18 protein-coding genes and 1 tRNA gene are annotated in these 19,929 nt (G+C 53.7%); 12 read left to right on the top strand and 7 right to left on the bottom strand.

The genetic code is table 11. From position 1 onward, the window contains the following. The first annotated feature begins 72 nt into the window (after positions 1 to 72). Positions 73 to 1,242 (top strand): two-component system response regulator, encoded by a 1,170-nt coding sequence (locus DK510_RS10565; RefSeq protein WP_160116499.1) that lies wholly within the window; start codon positions 73 to 75, stop codon positions 1,240 to 1,242. A 69-nt stretch (positions 1,243 to 1,311) separates the two neighbouring features. On the opposite strand, the gene DK510_RS10560 is transcribed toward DK510_RS10565, so the two are convergent. Beyond that, the gene (locus DK510_RS10560; RefSeq protein WP_234999026.1) at positions 1,312 to 2,562 is read right to left on the bottom strand and encodes a cytochrome P450; all 1,251 of its coding nucleotides are present in this window, start codon (positions 2,560 to 2,562) and stop codon (positions 1,312 to 1,314) included. Between the two features lie 383 nt (positions 2,563 to 2,945). Here DK510_RS10560 and DK510_RS10555 point away from each other — a divergent pair, with 383 nt between their 5' ends. Next, entirely contained in the window at positions 2,946 to 4,379 is a 1,434-nt protein-coding gene (locus tag DK510_RS10555) for a cell wall metabolism sensor histidine kinase WalK (RefSeq protein ID WP_109312039.1), read from the top strand. A gap of 728 nt (positions 4,380 to 5,107) precedes the next feature. Next, positions 5,108 to 5,908 (top strand): hypothetical protein, encoded by an 801-nt coding sequence (locus tag DK510_RS10550; protein WP_109312038.1) that lies wholly within the window; start codon positions 5,108 to 5,110, stop codon positions 5,906 to 5,908. Between the two features lie 261 nt (positions 5,909 to 6,169). Here the strand turns inward: DK510_RS10550 and DK510_RS10545 are convergent, their stop codons facing one another. The 3 genes from DK510_RS10545 to DK510_RS10535 form a co-directional block, all read right to left on the bottom strand. Continuing rightward, the gene (locus DK510_RS10545) at positions 6,170 to 6,958 is read right to left on the bottom strand and encodes a nuclease-related domain-containing protein (RefSeq protein ID WP_109312037.1); all 789 of its coding nucleotides are present in this window, start codon (positions 6,956 to 6,958) and stop codon (positions 6,170 to 6,172) included. 388 nt (positions 6,959 to 7,346) lie between these two features. Further along, on the bottom strand, positions 7,347 to 7,862 hold the full coding sequence (locus DK510_RS10540) for a hypothetical protein (protein WP_109312036.1): 516 nt from the start codon (positions 7,860 to 7,862) through the stop codon (positions 7,347 to 7,349). A 100-nt stretch (positions 7,863 to 7,962) separates the two neighbouring features. Further along, positions 7,963 to 8,049 (bottom strand) — tRNA-Leu (locus DK510_RS10535). A gap of 144 nt (positions 8,050 to 8,193) precedes the next feature. Here DK510_RS10535 and DK510_RS10525 point away from each other — a divergent pair. Together DK510_RS10525 and lipB are read left to right on the top strand one after the other, a co-directional pair. Continuing rightward, on the top strand, positions 8,194 to 8,853 hold the full coding sequence (locus tag DK510_RS10525) for a DsbA family oxidoreductase (RefSeq protein WP_109312034.1): 660 nt from the start codon (positions 8,194 to 8,196) through the stop codon (positions 8,851 to 8,853). A gap of 39 nt (positions 8,854 to 8,892) precedes the next feature. Then, the gene (gene lipB, locus DK510_RS10520) at positions 8,893 to 9,549 is read left to right on the top strand and encodes a lipoyl(octanoyl) transferase LipB (protein ID WP_109312033.1); all 657 of its coding nucleotides are present in this window, start codon (positions 8,893 to 8,895) and stop codon (positions 9,547 to 9,549) included. 298 nt (positions 9,550 to 9,847) lie between these two features. On the opposite strand, the gene DK510_RS10515 is transcribed toward lipB, so the two are convergent. After that, positions 9,848 to 10,795 carry a cation diffusion facilitator family transporter gene (locus tag DK510_RS10515; protein ID WP_109312032.1) on the bottom strand — a complete coding sequence of 316 codons (948 nt, stop codon included), beginning with the start codon at positions 10,793 to 10,795 and terminating at the stop codon, positions 9,848 to 9,850. 84 nt (positions 10,796 to 10,879) lie between these two features. Between DK510_RS10515 and DK510_RS10510 the strand changes: the two genes are divergently transcribed. Further along, positions 10,880 to 11,305, top strand: coding sequence for a MerR family transcriptional regulator (locus DK510_RS10510; protein ID WP_109312031.1), 426 nt, complete (start codon positions 10,880 to 10,882; stop codon positions 11,303 to 11,305). A gap of 11 nt (positions 11,306 to 11,316) precedes the next feature. Here the strand turns inward: DK510_RS10510 and DK510_RS10505 are convergent, their stop codons facing one another. Next, positions 11,317 to 11,736: an HIT family protein gene (locus tag DK510_RS10505; protein WP_109312030.1), complete on the bottom strand. Its 420-nt coding sequence runs from the start codon at positions 11,734 to 11,736 to the stop codon at positions 11,317 to 11,319. Between the two features lie 289 nt (positions 11,737 to 12,025). Between DK510_RS10505 and ctaD the strand changes: the two genes are divergently transcribed. The 4 genes from ctaD (at position 12,026) to DK510_RS10485 (ending at position 16,119) form a co-directional block, all read left to right on the top strand. Next, positions 12,026 to 13,699, top strand: a complete 1,674-nt coding sequence (gene ctaD, locus DK510_RS10500; protein WP_109312029.1) for a cytochrome c oxidase subunit I — start codon at positions 12,026 to 12,028, stop codon at positions 13,697 to 13,699. 147 nt (positions 13,700 to 13,846) lie between these two features. Further along, positions 13,847 to 14,875 (top strand): bestrophin family protein, encoded by a 1,029-nt coding sequence (locus DK510_RS10495; protein WP_109312028.1) that lies wholly within the window; start codon positions 13,847 to 13,849, stop codon positions 14,873 to 14,875. 105 nt (positions 14,876 to 14,980) lie between these two features. Continuing rightward, positions 14,981 to 15,580 (top strand): 2-hydroxychromene-2-carboxylate isomerase, encoded by a 600-nt coding sequence (locus DK510_RS10490; RefSeq protein WP_109312027.1) that lies wholly within the window; start codon positions 14,981 to 14,983, stop codon positions 15,578 to 15,580. Positions 15,581 to 15,624: 44 nt separating this feature from the next. After that, the gene (locus tag DK510_RS10485) at positions 15,625 to 16,119 is read left to right on the top strand and encodes a DUF2244 domain-containing protein (RefSeq protein WP_109312026.1); all 495 of its coding nucleotides are present in this window, start codon (positions 15,625 to 15,627) and stop codon (positions 16,117 to 16,119) included. Between the two features lie 21 nt (positions 16,120 to 16,140). On the opposite strand, the gene DK510_RS10480 is transcribed toward DK510_RS10485, so the two are convergent. After that, the gene (locus DK510_RS10480; protein ID WP_109312025.1) at positions 16,141 to 16,626 is read right to left on the bottom strand and encodes a GatB/YqeY domain-containing protein; all 486 of its coding nucleotides are present in this window, start codon (positions 16,624 to 16,626) and stop codon (positions 16,141 to 16,143) included. 183 nt (positions 16,627 to 16,809) lie between these two features. Here DK510_RS10480 and carA point away from each other — a divergent pair, with 183 nt between their 5' ends. Continuing rightward, complete coding sequence (gene carA, locus DK510_RS10475) at positions 16,810 to 17,976, top strand: glutamine-hydrolyzing carbamoyl-phosphate synthase small subunit (protein WP_109312024.1); 1,167 nt, start codon at positions 16,810 to 16,812, stop codon at positions 17,974 to 17,976. Positions 17,977 to 18,057: 81 nt separating this feature from the next. Beyond that, positions 18,058 to 19,926, top strand: a complete 1,869-nt coding sequence (locus tag DK510_RS10470; RefSeq protein ID WP_109312023.1) for a glycosyltransferase — start codon at positions 18,058 to 18,060, stop codon at positions 19,924 to 19,926. The last annotated feature ends 3 nt before the right edge of the window (positions 19,927 to 19,929 follow it).

Below are 19,929 nucleotides of genomic sequence, written 5' to 3'. Positions count from 1 at the left end.
TCAAGAAAAAACCCCTTTCTTCGACGATTTTCTCCATTTTTGCCGCTGTTTCGACCCACTTGCCTCATAAGTTTGACCCGTTATGAGGATATCGGCGGTTCACCAGTTATGAGACATTCTACATTCGAAAGTGATCGGTTTCAAAAAAAATTGGAGCTTAGAGCACAAAGAAAGACCGCGCTTACTGTACTGGCGGTTGATGATGATCCTGACATTCTGAAATTGCTCCAATCAGCACTTCCTGAACTCGAAAACTGCAAAGTGGTTGCCGCCAGTTCAGCTGATGAAGCACTTCGGCAGATAGAAGCAGCGGAATCCCCGTTCGACTGTCTGCTTGTTGACATTCAGATGCCCGGAACCACTGGGATTGAGTTGCTTTCACAAATCCGAAACTTGCCGGACAATCTGGAAACCCCTGTCATAATGTTAACTGCTCTAGATGACAGGCAGAACATAGAGAGGGCATTTTTAGAAGGCGCGTTTGACTATATAACTAAGCCCTTCGACTTCTTTGAATTGCGTAGCCGTATGAACGCCGCCCATCTTCTTATGATGGAGAGAAAGAAAACCCAATCCTCTTCAGCGTCGATAGAAAATCTTCGTTGTAAACTGGATTTTAATCAGAAATTCAGTTTTGAAGACCCCCTGTCCATCGACGAGCAGGAACAATGCTTGGGGTATGTCGAGTTCGACAACTATGTGGAGCAGCTTTCACGGGGGCGCCGATTTGACTCCTGGGTAACAGCATTCAAATTTCGCGATGCGGAGTACCATTTTGATCTGAGGGAATTTGGTGATTTTCGGCGCGCTGTTTCCGACATTGGATTTTGCATTCAAAAGACAACACAGGCAGCCGGAGGAATCTATTCCTATCGAGGGAGCGGCGTTTTTCTCGTTATTACACATGGACGGGAACGTACCCAGAATATTCCAACCGAAGCTTTTCTAAACCAAGAACTAAGGACCGTTCTCAGAAACCGTTGCGCCTCTGTCCACCTTAAAGCGGTGAAGAGTACACCGGTATCGCTTCGTTCATTTACAAAGGTTGGAGCATTCGCATCTTTGGACATGGCTGTCAAAATAGTGAATTTTCGCGAGACCAATCTCAGAAAGGGCCTGATTACAACCTGCCCCGCGTTTTCAGAGCATACGCCACATCGCAAAAGAATGGTCAACAATAGATTGTTTGATACAGTCCTGCGTGAACTGTACGGCGATGACACTTACCTCACTCGCCGGTAGCAAGCTTTGCCGTCTTTAGCAAATACCGACCTCGACCAGTGTTCAAGCACTAGAGTTTAGATATTCAATTTAGCTGCGAACCCGTTCGGCATTGAGGATGAGTGGGCCACTGGTACGCATGGTGAACGTCAAAACTGGTTCCGGCATTTCTGATTCAGTAATCGAAAAATTTATTCTACGGAGCACCGAAGCCATAAGCACCATGATCTCAGTTTCAGCGTACTGAGCGCCAATGCAGATTCTGGGACCATCTCCGAACGGAATGTACTGACCTCGAGGCAGCGTAGATCCCAGGAACCGTTCCGGCCGATAGTGGTTAGGAGCATCCCATAATTTTTCATTTCTGTGTAAAGAGTAAACTGGGAAGAACAACGCGTCGCCCTTTTCAATCTTAATCCCTTTAATTTCAAGGTCCGCAGTTGCGTCTCTGGCAAAAAACGCGGCGGAAGGGAAAAGCCGCAATGTCTCTTTAACATGCGCGCGCAAGAGTGGCATTGCCTCCAAGTCCGAAAATTCCACTAAGCCTTCTGGGCGAACAGATCGAATTTCTTGTCTAACCCTAGCTTGCATATCTTGGTGCAATGCCAGCAGATAATATCCCCAGGCCAAAGCGTTAGCGGAAGTTTCATGACCAGCGACGACAAAAGTCAAAAGGTTGTCAACGGTCGTCGCTTCATCCTCGAAATCGGTTTTCAATGCCTCAATCATAAAATCGAGGAAGTCCAATGGATCGCTGCGGCCTTCGGTGCGACGCTGATCTATGACCTGTCTGGCGAGGTCCCGCATATTAGTAACCGGGGCCATGCTGCGTAACCAATTTTTGCGCGGCAACCACTTTGGCAAACCCATTAAATCGAAAAGGGACAGATCAGAAATGTACTCGAAATACTTGATCAACCCCGCTCGTACCTGCTCTGAACTGACTTCCTTATTATCTGAAAAAATCACTCTAGAAATATTCGTCAATGTTGATGCAGGCGCAATTTGTGCAATATCTACAGGGCCTTCGTGTTCCGCCAATGAGTCTGCAATCTCGACACCAGTCTCTGCAAAATGCCGAGCCAGAACCGGGAGGTTTCTGGCGGCGAACAATGGAGAATACCTTCGCCTCTGCTGACGCCATTTTTCCCCTTCTGAGAGTATTAAACCGTTGCCTACAGCCGATCCAATAATGTCTTTGGTGAACTTGGCTTTGGGAAACGAACGGCCCTGGCCGACGAGTAATTCGGTTACCATTTCAGGATCGCAGATATAGTGTATGTTCAAAGGCCCACGAACATAAGTTTCACGCAGAGTTTCTGCCGGGATGACTTCAAACATGTTGCGGCCAGCTGACCTTGCAAACTGAAGCAGTGTCACCGGCTTTGTCGCAAGCCTAGCGGTAACAGGAGCGACAGTACTCTGCCTCAACTTTGTAATTTCAACTGCAGTCAAACCCCAACCCTTTTAGAATTATTCCTTCTTTCGGACACATTAAGGTGAAAAAATTCCCACTTAGCAACGAGATCCTCTATTTTGGGTACCCTGCTCTGCAATTGTGCAAAAAATTTGCGGTCTCCTATACCAAAAACTTGCGTGAATCGCCCAACAATCGCGATAGGCTTCAAAGGATTGGTGCCAAACTGTGAACCCAATTTGGACCAACTAAGTCCTCATTATACTGGTATTGGTGCTTTCCAAGCGCGAAAAACGAAGACATTTGGATGACAGCCATCGACGCCAATCTGCCGGACCGGGATTCCGGTGAAACGGAAAACCGGCTTCTGCAAAACATCATAGATTATACTGCCATGAGCTTTGCGCTTCTGTGGCAGCGGCAGGCTATTTATCTGGCCACGACCATTTTGACTGCGTTCTTCTTCGATCCCTTTAACGCCATGCTGTTCTATGGGACGATCCTCATTTGTGAAGTGCAAGATTTATTGCTGGCCAAACGCGTACCGCGCTTAAAGCCAGACCAGCACAAAGCAATAGGTATGATGGTTGTTTGGATTCTGTTGAACACGGTCTTGAGCTCAGCCGCAATCTGCCTGTACGCAGTTTCAGTTGCTTTCGCACAGCCCGCCGGTGGTCACTTTACGCCAATGTTCTTCTTGTTTGCTGCGGCGTTGTTTGCAGCAATGAACAACCATCAGTTTCTGTGGGCGATGATTGTCCGTTTGGCCATGTACGGCGTTTCGTTCATGTTGATTGTCGTCAAGGATATCTGGATCGAACGCCCCGAGCTTTCATCTGAACTCTGGCTGCACTTCTTCACCGTTATCTTTGTAATGTATTTTCTGATCGACTGTTCGATGGTGTTTCTGAAGCTCTACCGCAGGAATTTGGAACAACTCGAAAAACTCAAAGCAGAGCACGAAAGAACAAAAGCGGCTTACATTGCGAAAACTCAGTTCATATCGACAGTCAGCCATGAGCTGCGTACGCCTCTTACATCGATCAAGGGGTCACTTGACCTAATCAACACAGGCGCTTTGGGTGAAGTTCCAGATTCAATGCAAAGCCTCATACATTTAGCATGCAAAAACAGCGAACGGCTCGCGTCACTTATCAATGATGTGCTGGACATACAAAAAATGGAGGCCGGTGAAATGAACTATCGTGAAGGAACTATTGATATAAATACGCTAGTTCAGGAAGCGATTTCCGTTAACACTGGGTACACCAGTGCTCACAACGTAGAAATTGTGGAGGACATAAGGGGAAACGAAGATCTGTTCGTTAAAGGTGATGCGTCCCGCCTTCTTCAGGTGTTGGCCAACATGATCTCCAACGCAGCCAAATTTTCCCTTGATGGAGGCGAGATTACCGTCGGATGCGAAAAAGTCGATGGGAAGATTCGCCTCTTCGTCAAAGACCACGGCATCGGGATACCCGAGGGGTGTCAGGACAAAGTCTTCGATCGCTTTTCCCAGATCGACTCTTCCGATGAACGTCATGCAGGCGGTACAGGGCTCGGGATGCACATTTCAAAGGAAATTGTGGAGCATTTTGGAGGAGAAATAGACTATAGAAGCAAACTTGGTGAAGGCACAGAGTTTTTTATTATGCTTCCCGCGATAAACGGGCATGAAGTAGGTTCCGCCGGAGACGAGCACACCTCACCACCCTGTGCCATGCAATCCAAGCAACTTTAGCCGAATCCCACTGGGCAAGTTCGATGGCATATCACCATACTTTTTCGAAGGAATCCCACGGTTTCAGAGCGGGTCTTCCGCAGTAAAGCTAGCCTCAAAATTACATGCCCTCATGGCAAACTCGAAACCGCCTGTGGTAAAAAGAGGGAGCCTGCATATTGCCAATGCAACTCCAAAAATAGAAAATGCTGTCCCGATCATACGATCAGAACAGCACACTCGTTACCCAAAACACTTCCGAAGATGCAGTAGATTTACAACTTTCGGCAAAAAGGCCTCCTACTTGCAGGCCACGATATCACAACACCCACTCTAAAGGATGAACTATCCAAGCACCGAGAATATCCTGTATTTTGCTCGTTTCAATTGCTCTAAATGATGGAAATCGGAAACAAAGAAGCCAATCACCACCAAACTGTCAACAGTTTCGGCTTCTTCATCGATTCGGCACACTCTATTTGAACTAATTCATGCAAACTTTGCCGCCCAACTCATATTGGATGGACGTGACAGTTCTTCCATCGTTTCGTTGATTTACATGACAGCGATCGTCGCCTCTCCTATTCAGATTATTATCGGACGGTTGAAGATAATGGTGCAAGCATTCGCTAACAACACCGTGGAAAATCAATTTCTCATGTGGGGTTGAGTATTATTCTGCAGGGCGGCCTGACGAGAACAAACCCATAATCTTTGTAAAGTTTGGCGACCACTACACGGAACAGCAGTTGGTTCGCCAGCCTCTGAGCATAGCAGCACTTCTGGAGACAACCGCAACTTTTTCAGAACTTTCAACTCAGTTCCAAACTGTGTCGGCACTAGATACAGACCAGAAGATGGTCGAAGAATTTCTCTTGCAAAAAGAATACGGTGAGCGCCTCTACACGCCTGAGTTATCGTTGTACTCTGCGCCTGTTCACCTATTGGCGCACTATGCAAACGTTAAGAATTCTGTGCTAGCGTACCACCTGGGGTCACTTCTTGCTTTGGTATGCTTGAACCTTGTGGGTTCTCACTTCAGAAAACTCAACACACCCAAAATACTTGAAGTCTGGGGAGCGCGCGTATCAGCATTCACAAAAACACAGAGTAGACCGTTTGCGTTCATGTGCATCTGTATGAACGCACCTGAATGGGACGATGAAAAAACGCCGATTGATTGGGTGAACAGCGCACTCTCTAAATCTGGATTGCCAAGCTACGATGAGATTTTGAAGCATGCCGTCAATGTGCTGAAGGGTGACAAAGCAGTTTGTGACCGCCCTAAAATGGCCGAAAGGCAAAAGTATCTGAGACAGCTTGGGGCAGATTGGCTTGATTGGCGCAGAGAGCAAAATGACACAGCCATCGACTATCGTCACTTGTCACAGGCTCATCTAAAAACACCGGTGATCATCGATGCTACTGAGACGCCGTTTCTTTTGTTTGACAGTAAGTTCGACGAAAAGTTGTTCGACTCTTTGGACATGTTTGACGAGGACGCAGCACTTCACACTAAATCACTCATTTTCAGACGCGCGTGCCGATAAATTTGGCGGCTGGTCAACTTATCAAGAACGGGGGGGCCATCTTACTCGGCAACCAGTTCAGTGACCGCCATTGTACAGTTAAGTTCAATCAGAAGCCCCGTAGGTTGCTCGCCGTCTAAAACAAGCGACAAGCGTTCACGATACGCCTAAGGTCAACCGCACGAACCCTTCAGGGTCTTGTTTGGATTGATAACCAGCTTGCCCCTTGGGCCGACCGACCCAGCCACTGAGCCAGCATGAGAGTGCCCCCTGAGGCGGTGGCTATCCTATCTTTCTATTGCCCCTGCAGGTCGGGAAACTCGCACATCCCCAGAAGGAAGCGCCCGACTTTTTGTTGTTCCGTTTGACCATTTCCCCACCGCATTTGGGGCACTTAACCGAAATTGCAACATTTGCATGGTTGGACGCAGGCGCTAGAAGTTTGGCTGTAGCCTTGTTTTCAAGATACCGCACATGCTCATCGCGCACGGCCCTCGTATTTTCCAACGCCAGATTTTGCAGCTTTTGTGCGTAGGCGCTCACTTGCACATCCGAGATTACCTGCTGTTTGCGTACGCCGATCAGTCTATCAAGCGCATGCAACCCCCATGCAACATTTTCCGGTAGGGCTGTCTTGGGTTCTGCGGTTCCAATGAACACTACAAAACTGTGTAGCAACTTTTGGTCGATGCCGAGTGTTTGCTGAACAGCCTTAACGTGAGCGTAGTTCTGTCTGAGTGGGTTCTGAAAGCTGCGCTTCTTGCCACCCTTTTGAACCTGCGTCCATTGCCTCTGGTCGACGTCTCCAAAAATCCAACCTGACATGTTTTTGGTTTCGATTACGAAAACCCCATAACGGGACAGCACGAGATGATCTAGCTGAGTAGTCCCACCGGAGATGGGCAATATCAAATCCGACAATACACGATATTCTCCTTCATCAAGGACGGACGCCAACGCGTTGTGCACCTTACGCTCGCCCCGGGCGCCCTTTCTTTCAGGTGTATTGTAACTGTTTTCAGCAGCACGAATTGCAGACCGGACCGCGGTTTTCAGCAGATACTTATACATAGGCTCACTCGAAGCTATCGTCGGTTTTTTGGGCGAAGTGTAATATTGTCATCAACCTCCAATCACTTGGGTTAAGCAGTGGTGAATGATAGTGCCCGCTCCCGTTCGATGTCGCCAGCAGTCCAACATACAAGTTTTCCGCCATTCATTGGCTGAATTTCTAAAGGAATTGGCAGGATAAACCAAATGACGCACGTGTAAGCTGCAACTCTACTTGCCCTGCAGATGCCCTATACTGTCGCCCGCGCTGTTCGGCCTGCAAGCCAGTTTTGGTGTGCTGGACGCTTATAAGGACCGCCTCAATATCCAAACTCAGACGTGTCAGCACGTCGATTAGGTGGAAGGTCTGTTGTGTCGCAGGGTTTAAAGCCCACCCTTAACGCCCCACCTAGCGAACTCCCTCAAAGGTGCGGTCAATTCTCACCATCGCCTTTCGGTTTTCGGCAAGACCCTTGTCCTTCGCATAGGTGCTCCGCATGTCGGCCAGCGACGGCTTAGGGGGTTCAAGGTTGGGGTTCAGGACAGCAGCCACGACATCGGGGTTCTCGCCACGGGCAGCCAGACTGTGGCCCACTACCCCGCGCGTCCAACTGTCGTCGGGGTCCAATCCTTGGACACCTGCTACGTAATGTTCTGCAAGGCGCTGCGCGTCGATGAACTTCTGAGTTGCTGACCGAGTGTCCACTTCAGGGTTCCGCCTAAGGGTATCCTCAACGATGGCGTCAAAATTCCTCAGGTGAAACTGGTACTCGCGCTGAAAAGCTGCCCCATCACGCGCTTTAATGTGCTTCTGATAGGCATCCTCACCACGAATTTCAAGCACTCGCTTGGGCCACCTTCTACGGAACCGCCACTGAGTTTCGCTGATTGCGTCGACGTAACTGATCTTCATTCTAAGGGCCATTGTGTGCTGTCCGTGTGTGCTGTTTGCGTTATGCGACACACTCGGAAAATGCTGAATGCCCTTGTTTATGTGGCCAAAAACTAACGGATCAAGTTAGTTCTGGTGCGGTCGAGAAGACTCGAACTTCCACGGGAGTTACCCCACAGCGACCTCAACGCTGCGCGTCTACCAATTCCGCCACGACCGCACTGCCAATGACTTGGTAGAGGGGCATATAGACGGTGGCGAACAGGATGTGAAGAGGCAAAAAACACGCGGATTTGAATTCCGCGGTGCCATCCTTATCTGTACTGCAGATAGCGAATATTTCCCCCTTCCCCGGAGCCTGCCCATGACCGCGCAAGATCCCCGCCCAATTGTCCAGATTGATATCGTCTCAGACGTTGTGTGCCCCTGGTGCATCGTGGGGTTTCGCCAGCTGGACCTGGCTTTGAAAGAACAAAATGTGCTCGCCAATCTCAGATGGCATCCTTTTGAGCTGAACCCCAATATGCCGCCAGAGGGCCAGAACCTGCGCGAACATATCATGGAGAAGTATGGCTCAACGGCTGAGCAGAGCCAGCAGGCTCGTGATCGGCTAACCCAGATCGGCGCCGAGCTTGGCTTCACGTTCAATTTCAATGACGAAAGCCGGATGGTAAGTACTTTTGCCGCGCATCAACTGCTGGACTGGGCCGAAACGCAAGGCCGCCAGCATCCGTTGAAGATGGCCCTGTTCGAGGCTTACTTTACCAATCAACAGGACGTATCCCAATCCGAGGTCCTGCTTAATGCGGCCCAAGTGGCGGGTCTGGACTGGGACGCTGCCCATGCGGCTCTGACTTCGGGCGATCACATTGCGCCGGTTCGCCAAAAGCAGCAGTTCTGGACCAGCCGTGGTGTTTCAGGTGTCCCGTCAATGGTGTTTGAGGGCAAGTACCTGGTGACCGGTGCGCAAGGGGCCGAAACCTATTCTGACCTGCTGCAACGGTGCCTGACCGAGGCTGCGTGACCTCTTTTCTTCGCCCTGCCCCGGCGGTAAGGAGCATTTATGGAATGGAAGATCACTGACGGGCTGACCGATTACAAAGATGCCGTCGCCTTCATGGAGGCGCGCGTGGCCGCAATTGCGGCCGGAGAAGCGGATGAATGTGTGTGGCTGCTGGAGCATCCGCCGCTTTACACGGCCGGCACCTCAGCCCGGATCGAAGACCTGACCGACCCAGATCGCTTTCCGGTCTTTGAGGCCAAGCGTGGTGGCGAATATACCTATCACGGCCCCGGCCAGCGCGTGGCCTACGTGATGCTGGACTTGAACAAACGCGGCAAGGATGTGCGCCGTTTCGTCAAGCAACTGGAAGAATGGGTGATTGCAGCGCTTGCCGAGTTCAACGTGCATGGTGAAATCCGTGACGGTCGCGTTGGAGTTTGGGTGCGGCGCAATGACAAACCGCTGACGCCTTCGGGCCAACCTGCCGAGGATAAAGTGGCCGCGATCGGATTGCGCTTGCGCAAATGGGTCAGCTTCCACGGCATCTCGATCAATGTCGAACCTGACCTCGAACATTTTTCGGGCATCGTCCCCTGCGGCATCACCGAACATGGGGTTACGTCGCTTGTCGATCTAGGGTTGCCGGTTACCTTGGTGGACGTGGACACAGCCCTGCGCAAAACCTTCTCAGAGGTTTTTGCCCCCAATGGGGGCTAAATCGATACCTGCGAATCGTTCAGAATCAATGCGCTGTTAACAATCCCTTAATTTTTAACCCCGCTGTTTCCATACTGAGCCAAAATTTCCCAATGGCTACGGTACAAATAGGGCAAATGGGTGAAAAACTCACTCAAATGGATACATCCCGCGTGTTTGCGGGTAGTATAGATTTACCGTTCTTAGAGTGAGTGGTGTGTTAACCGGTGATCTTGGGTCATCCTGAGTAATCGGAAAATTTTTTGTTAACGAGTCTGCCGTTCCGACCCCAAATCGGAGCGGCAATTCACATGCCACTCTATAGTTTCTCTTCTGTATGCCCAAAACGAGACGACCCGACACACGCGCGGTCGATCTGCTCAAGCTCAAGCGTGGCGTGACCAATGGCAAACCTGTCACGGAGCGATTGTCTGACGCTGGCCCTCACCCCTTCCGCATCGGACCAGGCCGCCGCGTCCACGACCAGGTGGGCCGTCAACGCAGGCTCTCTCTCTTGCATGCTCCACAAGTGGACATGGTGAACCTCGGACACACCCGGTATGTCCTCGATGGCCGAGGCGACCTCTTCCGGGTCCAGTTCGGGGGGCGCTGCCATCATCAGAACGCGGATCGTTTCGCCAATTTCACTTTTGACATGCCACAGTATGTAGACCGAAATCAGGATCGTGACGGCGGGGTCTACCCATGTCCAGTTGAACAGGATCACCGCGGTGCCGGCAATGATCACGGCCACCGATCCCAAGGCGTCCGCCACGTTGTGCAGAAAGGCCGCCCGGATGTTCATGCTGTCCTTGGCCATCGAGTAAGTTAGCGCAGCCGTGACAAGGTCCACAATCAAAGCCAGTGCCGCGATCCAGACGACCATCCAGCCGTTAACCGGCTCAGGCTCAAAAAACCGCATCACGCCTTCGTAGAACAAGTACACCGACAGCACGACCAGAGTGGTGTAGTTGACCAGCGCGGCGACGACCTCGGCCCGGCCATAGCCGAAGCTCATGCGTGGATCGGCAGGTCGGCGGGCGATTTTGCGGGCAAAAAAGGCGATGACCAACGCGATGGCGTCAGAGAAATTATGCAGGGCGTCGGCGATCAACGCCAGCGACCCTGAAAAAATGCCCCCAATGACCTGTGCTAGCGTCAGGAACATGTTGACGGCAATGGCCCAAGCAACGCGCGCGTCCCCTGCCTCCGGGTCTATGTGGTGGTGCGCGTGGCTGTGCCCCTTATGAGAGTGATCATGTGCCATCTAAAATGTGTGTCCCTTGTTACGACTGCAAATTGCATGTAATTCCTCTAGTGACTAGAGGTTCAAGAGCCCTGAGGAAAAAAGATGTATTCAATTGGGTATCTGTCGCGTCACACGCAGGTCAAGATTCCGACCATCCGGTTTTACGAAGACAAGGGGCTGTTGCCGCGCCCGGATCGAACAGCGGGTAATCAGCGCCGGTACGACGACACTGCCTTAAAACGGCTGCTTTTTATTCGCCATTGCCGCGATCTGGGTTTACCGCTGACCGACATCGAAGGTTTACTGTCTCTGGAAGGCGCGTCTGGCGGCGACCTTAACCAAGTGCATGAAATTGCCGAAAGACAGCTGGCCGACCTACGGGACCGTATTTCCCGCCTGCGCAGCCTCGAGGCGGAACTGTCTCGAATTTCCAAAGCCTGCGATGGCAAGCACGACCATGTCTGCGCCGTGCTTCACGCATTTGGCGATCATAGTGAGTGCGCGGGGCCACACGCGCACTTGAAGTAACTGTCTCCCAGTCAGCTCAGTGCAGCTTTGATCTTCTCGGCATGCTGCGCGATCAGGTCGAAATCGCCCATCGTTCCGGGTGCCCGCACAGCAACACCATCATGGCGCGGCAGAATATGGAAATGCAGGTGGAACACCTCCTGCCCTCCGGCAGCCTCGTTGAATTGCTGGATCGTGACCCCGTCCGCATCGAACGCTGCGACGACAGCCTTGGCCATTTTCTGGACCGTTGCGGTCACAGCCGCCAGTTGTGCAGGCGTTGCATCCAGAATGTTGCGGCAAGAGGTTTTGGGGATCACCAGCAGATGCCCGTCCGCGCGCGGCATGATATCCATGAAGGCCACCGTATCGTCATCTTCGTATACTCGGCTCGAAGGGATCTCTGCGCGCAAAATCTTGGCAAAAATATTCTCGGGATCATAGGCGGTCATTTCAATTCTCCGATTGACGCGTTGCCGACAGTTCTGCGGCGCACCCCGGCCCGGGTCAAGCGGGGAACGCAATTCCCAGCCGCCCCCTTGAATTCGGGGCGCTGATACCCAGATGAATGCGGAATTTGGTGAAAATTTCGCGGGTCGCCCTCCTGCCCGCGACAATTAATCTTGATCCAGATCAAACTCGACCATTGAAGGTCGTCCCCCCGCAATCTAAAACCAGCAGGAATCCCGCGCGTTGGAGAGGTCCAACTGCGCGGTGCAGTTGCAACAGGAGGCACCTATAATGGCAGACGCAGCCATTCATGGTCACGACCATGAAGACCAGCGCACATTTTTCCAGCGCTGGTTCATGTCGACCAACCACAAGGACATCGGGATTTTATACCTGGTCGTCTCGGCACTTGCCGGTCTGATTTCAGTTCTGATGACTGTTGTCATGCGGATCGAATTAATGGAACCCGGGGTGCAGCATATGTGCCTGGAAGGGTTCCGACTGTTCGGTAGCGGAGCCGAGCTCTGCACCCCTAACGGACACCTGTGGAACGTGATGATCACCTATCACGGTGTTCTGATGATGTTCTTCGTGGTCATCCCCGCGCTTTTCGGCGGATTTGGCAACTATTTCATGCCGTTGCAGATCGGTGCACCGGACATGGCGTTCCCACGGATGAACAACCTGTCTTTCTGGTTGTATGTCGCTGGTACATCGCTGGGTGTGGCCTCGATGCTGAGCCCCGGTGGTAACGATCAGCTCGGTTCGGGCGTTGGCTGGGTTCTGTACCCGCCGCTGTCGACAACCGAAGGCGGCATGTCCATGGACCTTGCGATCTTTGCCGTGCACGTATCGGGCGCCTCCTCGATCCTCGGCGCGATCAACATGATCACCACCTTCCTGAACATGCGTGCCCCGGGCATGACCCTGTTCAAGGTGCCGCTGTTCAGCTGGTCGATCTTTGTCACCTCGTGGCTGATTCTGTTGTCCCTGCCGGTTCTGGCGGGTGCAATCACCATGTTGCTGATGGATCGCAACTTTGGCTTCACCTTCTTTGATCCCGCCGGTGGCGGCGATCCGATCCTGTATCAGCACATCCTGTGGTTCTTTGGCCACCCGGAAGTGTACATCGTGATCCTGCCCGGTTTCGGCATCATCAGCCACGTCATCGCGACGTTCTCGCGCAAGCCCGTCTTCGGTTACCTGCCGATGGTTTGGGCGATCATCGCGATCGGTGTGCTGGGCTTTGTCGTGTGGGCGCACCACATGTACACTGTTGGCCTGTCTCTGCGTCAGCAGGCGTACTTCATGCTGGCCACGATGGTCATTGCGGTGCCGACCGGGGTTAAGGTCTTCTCGTGGATCGCGACCATGTGGGGTGGCTCGATCGAGTTCAAGACACCGATGCTGTTCGCCTTCGGCTTCCTGTTCCTGTTCACCGTTGGCGGTGTGACCGGTGTGGTTCTGTCCCAGGCCGGTGTGGACCGTGCGTATCACGACACCTATTACGTGGTTGCGCACTTCCATTACGTGATGAGCTTGGGTGCCGTGTTTGCGATCTTTGCGGGAATGTATTTTTACTTCTCCAAGATGACAGGTCGCCAGTACTCGGAATTCTGGGGCAAGGTTCACTTCTGGATGTTCTTCATTGGCGCCAACCTGACCTTTTTCCCGCAGCACTTCCTGGGCCGTCAGGGCATGCCGCGCCGCTACATCGACTACCCTGAGGCATTCGCCCAGTGGAACTATGTATCGTCGATTGGCGCGTTCATCTCGTTCGCCTCGTTCCTGCTGTTCTTCGGCATCGTGATCTACGCCCTGCTGCGTGGCAAGCGTGAGACCCGGCCGAACCCCTGGAACGAATACGCGGATACGCTGGAATGGACCCTGCCAACCCCGCCGCCCGAGCACACGTTCGAGCAGCTGCCAAAGCAGGAAGACTGGGATAAAGGCCACGCCCACTAATCCCGGCAACATAGATTGACAAAGCCCCGCAGATGCGGGGCTTTTCATTTTCAGACCTCAAGAATTAAACAGCGCTGGCATAGACTTGCCCGAGAATAAGCCGTTAGACTGATCTGCAATCGCCAATTGCGCAGGACCCGGTCGGTCATGATCCTTCACGACGGAATTACTGTACGACAGATGGTCAAAGGCTCCTTTGGCTTTATCTGTATCGTGCTGACATGGACGCTGCTGGTTGTTCTGGCGGACGAACTCACGACAATCGAGCTGATCTCGAACCCCAGTCCTCCCGTCACCATGCTCGGGCTTGCAGTTGCGTTCTTCCTGGGCTTCAAAAACACGTCGGCCTTTGCGCGCTGGTCCGAGGCGCGCAGCATCTGGGGCGAAATCGTCAATGCCAGCCGGGACTGGGGCAACACTATCAGCAATCTGGTGCTGCCCGACGGCACACCGATTGATCCCGCACTGCGCGACGAACTGATCGAACGTCACATCGCGTGGCTCAATATGCTTGCCTTTCAGCTGCGCCAGCCCTCGCCGACAGGACGCAGCAGACGCCCATGGATGTTTGGACACAAACCTATTTCTGACCGCACCGAGCTGCATCAAAAGCCCGAATGCTGGCGTGAACGCCAGTTGCAAAGCGACTTGCCAAGGCTTGAAGGCAAGAGCAATCGCGCCTCCTATCTGTTGTTTCTTCAGGGCGAAAAGCTTTCTGAGTTGGCGCGCAGCCGTGGCATTGACCCCTATTGGCACGTCGCCCTGATGGACCGCCTCGCCCGGTTTACGACGACGCAAGGCCAGTGTGAGCGGATCAAAAACACACCTTTCCCAAGACAGGTTGCCGAAGTCGGTCGCGTCTTCAGTTGGATCTTCATCTTCATGCTGCCACTGGCGTTCAACGATGAGCGATCAATTGTCCCCGGAGCTGATATCTCTGTATGGCAGCTTGTTATCTTCGACTGGCTGACATTCGCGCCGGTTGGGGCGCTGGTCTGCTGGATCTTCTTTGTCACCGAGCGCGTCAGCGCTTCGATGGAGGATCCATTCGAAGGGGATGTGACCGATGTTCCAATCTCGGCCCTGTGTCGCAGCATCGAGATCGACCTACGGCAGATGACCGACTGCGGTATTGCCCCTCAACCCGCGCAACCCATCGAAAAAGTTCTGTTTTAGAGCGACCCGAATTGGCGCATCCGCAACGCCATATCAGGGTGCGTTCGATAATCTGCCCATTTTAGGGTATCATGTATCCAGAAACCCTGGGATCGGAGCCATCAGATGCCCGAAATAGATTTTTGGTTCTCCATCGGCAGCACATACAGCTTCCTGACGATCATGCGCCTGGATGATTGGTGTGATGAGCATGACGCGACCGTCAATTGGCGACCGTTCAACGTGCGTACCGTTATGTCCGAACAACAGAACATTCCTTTTGCGGGCAAACCGGCCAAATCTGCATATATGTGGCGTGATATCGAGCGGCGGGCCGCAAAGTACCACCTGCACGCCACGCTTCCAGCACCCTACCCGATCTCGGATCTTGCGCTGGCCAATCAGGTTGCCGTGCTGGGTATGGCGGATGGCTGGGGCAAGTCCTTTACCCAAAACCTGTACCGCATCTGGTTCGAAGAAGGGATTGAGGCGGGCAGCGAAACAGCGCTGTCAGAAGCACTGCACCGGTGTCAGCAGGACCCGCGCCTGACCCTTGCCCGCGCCCGCAGCCCGGACACGATCTCGGCCCTTGAAACCGAAACCGAACAGGCCACAAAGCTGGGCGTTTTCGGGGCCCCCAGCCTGGTCGTGCGCGGCGAGGTTTTCTGGGGCGATGACCGGCTGGACGACGCGTTGTCTTGGGCCAAAGTTGGGCACGTCATCTGATCTTTCCTGTTAGACACCGGCAGGTGTTGCGCTATTTTTGCACCATGCCGTATCGATGGAATCAAACCTCAAGTTCCGAGCAAGAGCTGCGCCTGTGGCCGCATAACTCTCTGCCCCCACGCTGGGCGATGCGTGTGGTGTTGGCGGTCTTTCTATTTGGCTTGATTCCCCTGATGGCTGTTCTTGGGTCGGTTTTGCTGTGGGGTTTGCTGCCATTCATGCTGTTGACCGTTCTGGGACTGTGGTTCGCGATCCAGTCCAATTACCGTGCACGCAGCGTTTTCGAGGTGTTGACCTTGACCAGATCGCAGGCCCGTCTGGTGCAGCATCACCCGCAACGGGGGCAGCAGGAGTGGTCGTGCAACCGCTATTGGGCGCGCCCCGAAATGCATGAGCGCGGCGGCCCGGTCCCGAATTATGTCACACTGACCGGTGACGGCCGCGAAGTTGAAATCGGCGCGTTTCTGTCTGAGGAAGAGCGGATTTCGCTGTTTGATGAGCTCACAAAAAAACTGCGCGAACCTGTCGCGCAGCCTTAGCATCTTCGCAAACAATAATGCTTAGCAGCTGCCGCCTGGCGCAGCGCAGAGCTGATCTTTGACCATCGGGCCAACCTTGCCGAAATCCATCTGGCCGGTGTAACGGGTTTTCAGCTCACCCATCACTTTGCCCATGTCGCGGATCGACCCGGCGCCGGTGGCCGTGATTGCGGTCTGAATGGCCTTGCTCACCTCGTCATCGTCCAATTGCTTGGGCAAGAATTCCTCGATGACCTCGACCTCGCGCAGTTCCCGTTCGGCAAGATCCAACCGGCCGCCCTCTTCATAAGCACGGGCGCTTTCCTTGCGCTGCTTGGTCATTTTACCAAGAATTTCAAGCACCTCTGTGTCGCCGCAGCCTTTGGCTTCTTCGTTGTCAGACGCGCGCGAGGCGATGTCACGGTCCTTGATCGCAGCATTAATCAGGCGCAGCGTCGACAGACGCTCGGCATCCTTGTCTTTCATTGCTTGCTTCAGGGCAGTGTTCACCCGTGATCGCATATCCATATGTTCTGTCCATCCCCATGGCAAAGGAACCCCGACCATATCGAAACAAAAAGCGCTATACAACAGGGGGCGAATGTATCTAACATATTGATTTTAAACAATAGCGTAAAAATCGAACAGACTTGACCCGAGCGTACAACCCCCTTAGGTATGCGCCGGTTTACCTTGCAGGAGAGTCGCGCCATGGCCCAGAACGCCCCGTCCAAGCCCACCGCATGTCTGGCATTGGCCGACGGTACATTGTTCTACGGTATGGGCTTCGGCGCCACCGGCCAAACCGTGGCTGAACTGTGCTTTAACACCGCGATGACCGGATACCAGGAAATCATGACCGACCCCTCTTATGCGGGACAGATCGTGACCTTCACCTTCCCTCATATCGGCAATGTCGGCGTGAACCCCGAAGATGATGAGACCGGCGATCCGGTTGCCGCCGGGATGGTGGTCAAATGGGATCCAACCGAGCCATCGAACTGGCGCTCGGCCGAGGAATTGAAAACCTGGCTCGCCCGCCGTGGCCGCATCGCCATCGGTGGTGTGGACACCCGCCGCCTGACCCGTGCCATCCGTCAGCAAGGCGCACCTCATGTCGCGTTGGCACATGATCCCGACGGTAACTTTGATATCGAGGCACTGGTCGCCGCCGCGCGCGGTTTTGCCGGTCTGGAAGGTATGGATCTGGCCAAAGAGGTCACCTGCGCCCAAAGCTATCGCTGGGACGAAATGCGGTGGGCCTGGCCGGACGGGTACAAACGTCAGGAATCTCCGGTTCATAAAGTTGTCGCCGTGGACTTTGGCGCAAAGCGCAATATCCTACGCTGCCTCGCCTCGGCCGGATGCGACGTCACGGTTCTGCCTGCAACGGCAACGGCCGCCGAGGTGCTGGCCCATAATCCCGATGGCGTGTTCCTGTCGAACGGCCCCGGAGACCCGGCAGCCACCGGTGAATACGCCGTGCCTATGATCAAAGAGGTTCTGGACGCCACCGACCTGCCCGTCTTTGGCATCTGTCTAGGACACCAGATGCTGGCGCTGGCTTTGGGCGGCCATACCGTAAAGATGAACCACGGCCACCACGGGGCCAACCATCCGGTTAAAGATCTGGATACCGGCAAGGTCGAGATCACCTCGATGAACCATGGTTTTGCGGTGGACGCCCAGTCCCTGCCCGACGGGGTTGTGGAAACCCACCGCTCGTTGTTTGATGGGTCCAACTGCGGCATCCGCATGACTGATCGCCCTGTCTATTCGGTGCAGCACCACCCCGAAGCCTCGCCCGGCCCACAGGACAGCTACTATCTGTTCGAACGCTTTGCCGAAGCAATGGCAGACAAGAAAGCACAGGCTTAACCACTTCATCGTATAGTGTTAACGCGCTGTTAACCTTGATTGAGCCACCCTGACGCGGGTCACCGTGTCAGGGGTTTTTTTATGGTTGAACATAGCCTGCAGCAATTCGCGCGAGCCGCGCCGATTTCTGTTGGGGCGCGGAAACCCCTTGGCGCCTGTTTACTCGAACGTGGATGCATCACCCCCGCGCAGCTCGAAAAGGCGCTGCATTTGCAATCCAGACAACAGGCCCCGCTGGGCGAGATCCTTGTCGGAGAGGGCTGGATCAGCCGTCAGGAAGTCATGGATGCTTTGTCTGAGCAGACCAACCTGCAAATTGCCGATCTGAAAGACACACCTCCTTCCCCGACTTTATGTGACATCAAACCGGCCGAGTTCTGGCTGAAGCATAATGTAATCCCATGGCAACGCATCGGCCCAATCCTGCTGATCGCGACCGCAGATCCGAACCGCTTTGCCGCGGTGCGCGCCGCCCTGTCCCACACTGAACACACGATTGCCCCGGTACTTGCATCGGCCAGTCAGATTGATCACGCGATTGCCAGCGCATTTTCTGAAACTTTGGCAAAAGGCGCGGAAACCCGGGTCGACAAGGATCAGAGCTGTCGATCGTGGACGCCGACAAAGCGCGCGGGTCCCATCGCGGCCCTTGCGGGACTTCTTTTCTTTTTTGCAGCCTTTCCTCTGGTTGGTCTGGCTGCTCTTTTGACCACGGCCACCGTTTCACTGCTCTTGTTCATGGTTTTGCGCATGGCGAGCTTGGTCTCATATCTTATGAGATGCCGCCAAGTGTGCCCAACGCCCGAGCCTGTTCCACTGCGATTGCCGCGCGTATCGATGATGGTGCCCCTTTACAAAGAACGAGAGATTGCAGGCGCTTTGATAAGGCGGCTGCAACGCCTGACCTACCCAAAAGCGTTGTTGGACGTCATTCTGGTACTGGAAGCCTCAGATGAGGTCACGCGCACCACATTAAGCCGAGTGGATCTGCCAAGCTGGATCAGAACGGTGGAAGTCCCGGAACTGAACGGACTGACGACAAAGCCCCGAGCGATGAACTACGCGCTGGATTTTTGTCGTGGGGACATTCTGGGTGTGTGGGATGCGGAGGACGCCCCGCAACCGGATCAGATCGAACGGGTGGTCCGGCATTTTGCGCGGGCTGGCGAAGATGTCGTCTGCCTGCAAGGTGTTCTGGATTATTACAACCCGCGCACAAATTGGCGGTCACGCTGCTTTACCATCGAATACAACAGCTGGTTTCGGATCATCCTGCAAGGCATTGCGAATCTGGGTCTGGTCGTCCCCCTTGGGGGCACAACATTCTATTTTCGCAGGGATAAATTGCTGGAGCTTGGCGGCTGGGATGCCCACAACGTAACCGAGGATGCAGATCTGGGCGTGCGCCTCAGCCGTGCGGGGTATCGAACCGAGATGGTCGATACCACCACCTATGAAGAGGCAAACTTTCGTGCCTGGCCGTGGGTCAAGCAGCGCTCGCGCTGGCTGAAGGGGTTCATGGTGACCTATTTGGTGCACATGCGTGCGCCGCGGCGTCTGATAAGCGACATCGGGTTCAAGCGATTTCTTGGCGTTCAGGCGTTCTTCTTGGGCACTATTGGCCAGTTTCTACTGGCACCAGTTCTATGGCTGTTCTGGTTGGCGACACTGGGCTTGCCTGGCCCGTTCGATCCGCTTTTGTCTGATTGGGCCTTCTACGCACTCATCAGCCTGTTTCTGTTGGCCGAGATCACCAATCTGATCGTTGGAATGCTGGCCGTGGCAGCGCCGGAGAGACGGTTCCTGATGCCGTGGGTTCCAACAATGCCGCTGTATTTTCCGTTGGGCGTTCTAGCCGCCTACAAAGCACTGTGGGAACTGGCCAGCAACCCGTTCTTCTGGGACAAAACTCAGCATGGGCAGGCCCGCGAAGAAGTACAGCCGCACTGACGG

Source organism: Ruegeria sp. AU67 (assembly GCF_900312795.1).
GTDB classification, from domain to species: Bacteria; Pseudomonadota; Alphaproteobacteria; order Rhodobacterales; family Rhodobacteraceae; genus Ruegeria; species Ruegeria atlantica.
Note: the sequence above shows the minus strand (reverse complement) of the source record. Positions and strands in the feature narration are given on the sequence as shown.

What these genes read in the sequence shown, in the direction of transcription:
- DK510_RS10560 (WP_234999026.1), bottom strand. Translation starts at nt 2,562, where the DNA reads ATGTTTGAAGTCATCCCGGCAGAAACTCTGCGTGAAACTTATGTTCGT.
- DK510_RS10555 (WP_109312039.1), top strand. Translation starts at nt 2,946, where the DNA reads ATGACAGCCATCGACGCCAATCTGCCGGACCGGGATTCCGGTGAAACG.
- DK510_RS10545 (WP_109312037.1), bottom strand. Translation starts at nt 6,958, where the DNA reads ATGTATAAGTATCTGCTGAAAACCGCGGTCCGGTCTGCAATTCGTGCT.
- DK510_RS10540 (WP_109312036.1), bottom strand. Translation starts at nt 7,862, where the DNA reads ATGGCCCTTAGAATGAAGATCAGTTACGTCGACGCAATCAGCGAAACT.
- DK510_RS10525 (WP_109312034.1), top strand. Translation starts at nt 8,194, where the DNA reads ATGACCGCGCAAGATCCCCGCCCAATTGTCCAGATTGATATCGTCTCA.
- lipB (WP_109312033.1), top strand. Translation starts at nt 8,893, where the DNA reads ATGGAATGGAAGATCACTGACGGGCTGACCGATTACAAAGATGCCGTC.
- DK510_RS10515 (WP_109312032.1), bottom strand. Translation starts at nt 10,795, where the DNA reads ATGGCACATGATCACTCTCATAAGGGGCACAGCCACGCGCACCACCAC.
- DK510_RS10510 (WP_109312031.1), top strand. Translation starts at nt 10,880, where the DNA reads ATGTATTCAATTGGGTATCTGTCGCGTCACACGCAGGTCAAGATTCCG.
- DK510_RS10505 (WP_109312030.1), bottom strand. Translation starts at nt 11,736, where the DNA reads ATGACCGCCTATGATCCCGAGAATATTTTTGCCAAGATTTTGCGCGCA.
- ctaD (WP_109312029.1), top strand. Translation starts at nt 12,026, where the DNA reads ATGGCAGACGCAGCCATTCATGGTCACGACCATGAAGACCAGCGCACA.
- DK510_RS10495 (WP_109312028.1), top strand. Translation starts at nt 13,847, where the DNA reads ATGATCCTTCACGACGGAATTACTGTACGACAGATGGTCAAAGGCTCC.
- DK510_RS10490 (WP_109312027.1), top strand. Translation starts at nt 14,981, where the DNA reads ATGCCCGAAATAGATTTTTGGTTCTCCATCGGCAGCACATACAGCTTC.
- DK510_RS10485 (WP_109312026.1), top strand. Translation starts at nt 15,625, where the DNA reads ATGCCGTATCGATGGAATCAAACCTCAAGTTCCGAGCAAGAGCTGCGC.
- DK510_RS10480 (WP_109312025.1), bottom strand. Translation starts at nt 16,626, where the DNA reads ATGGATATGCGATCACGGGTGAACACTGCCCTGAAGCAAGCAATGAAA.
- carA (WP_109312024.1), top strand. Translation starts at nt 16,810, where the DNA reads ATGGCCCAGAACGCCCCGTCCAAGCCCACCGCATGTCTGGCATTGGCC.
- DK510_RS10470 (WP_109312023.1), top strand. Translation starts at nt 18,058, where the DNA reads ATGGTTGAACATAGCCTGCAGCAATTCGCGCGAGCCGCGCCGATTTCT.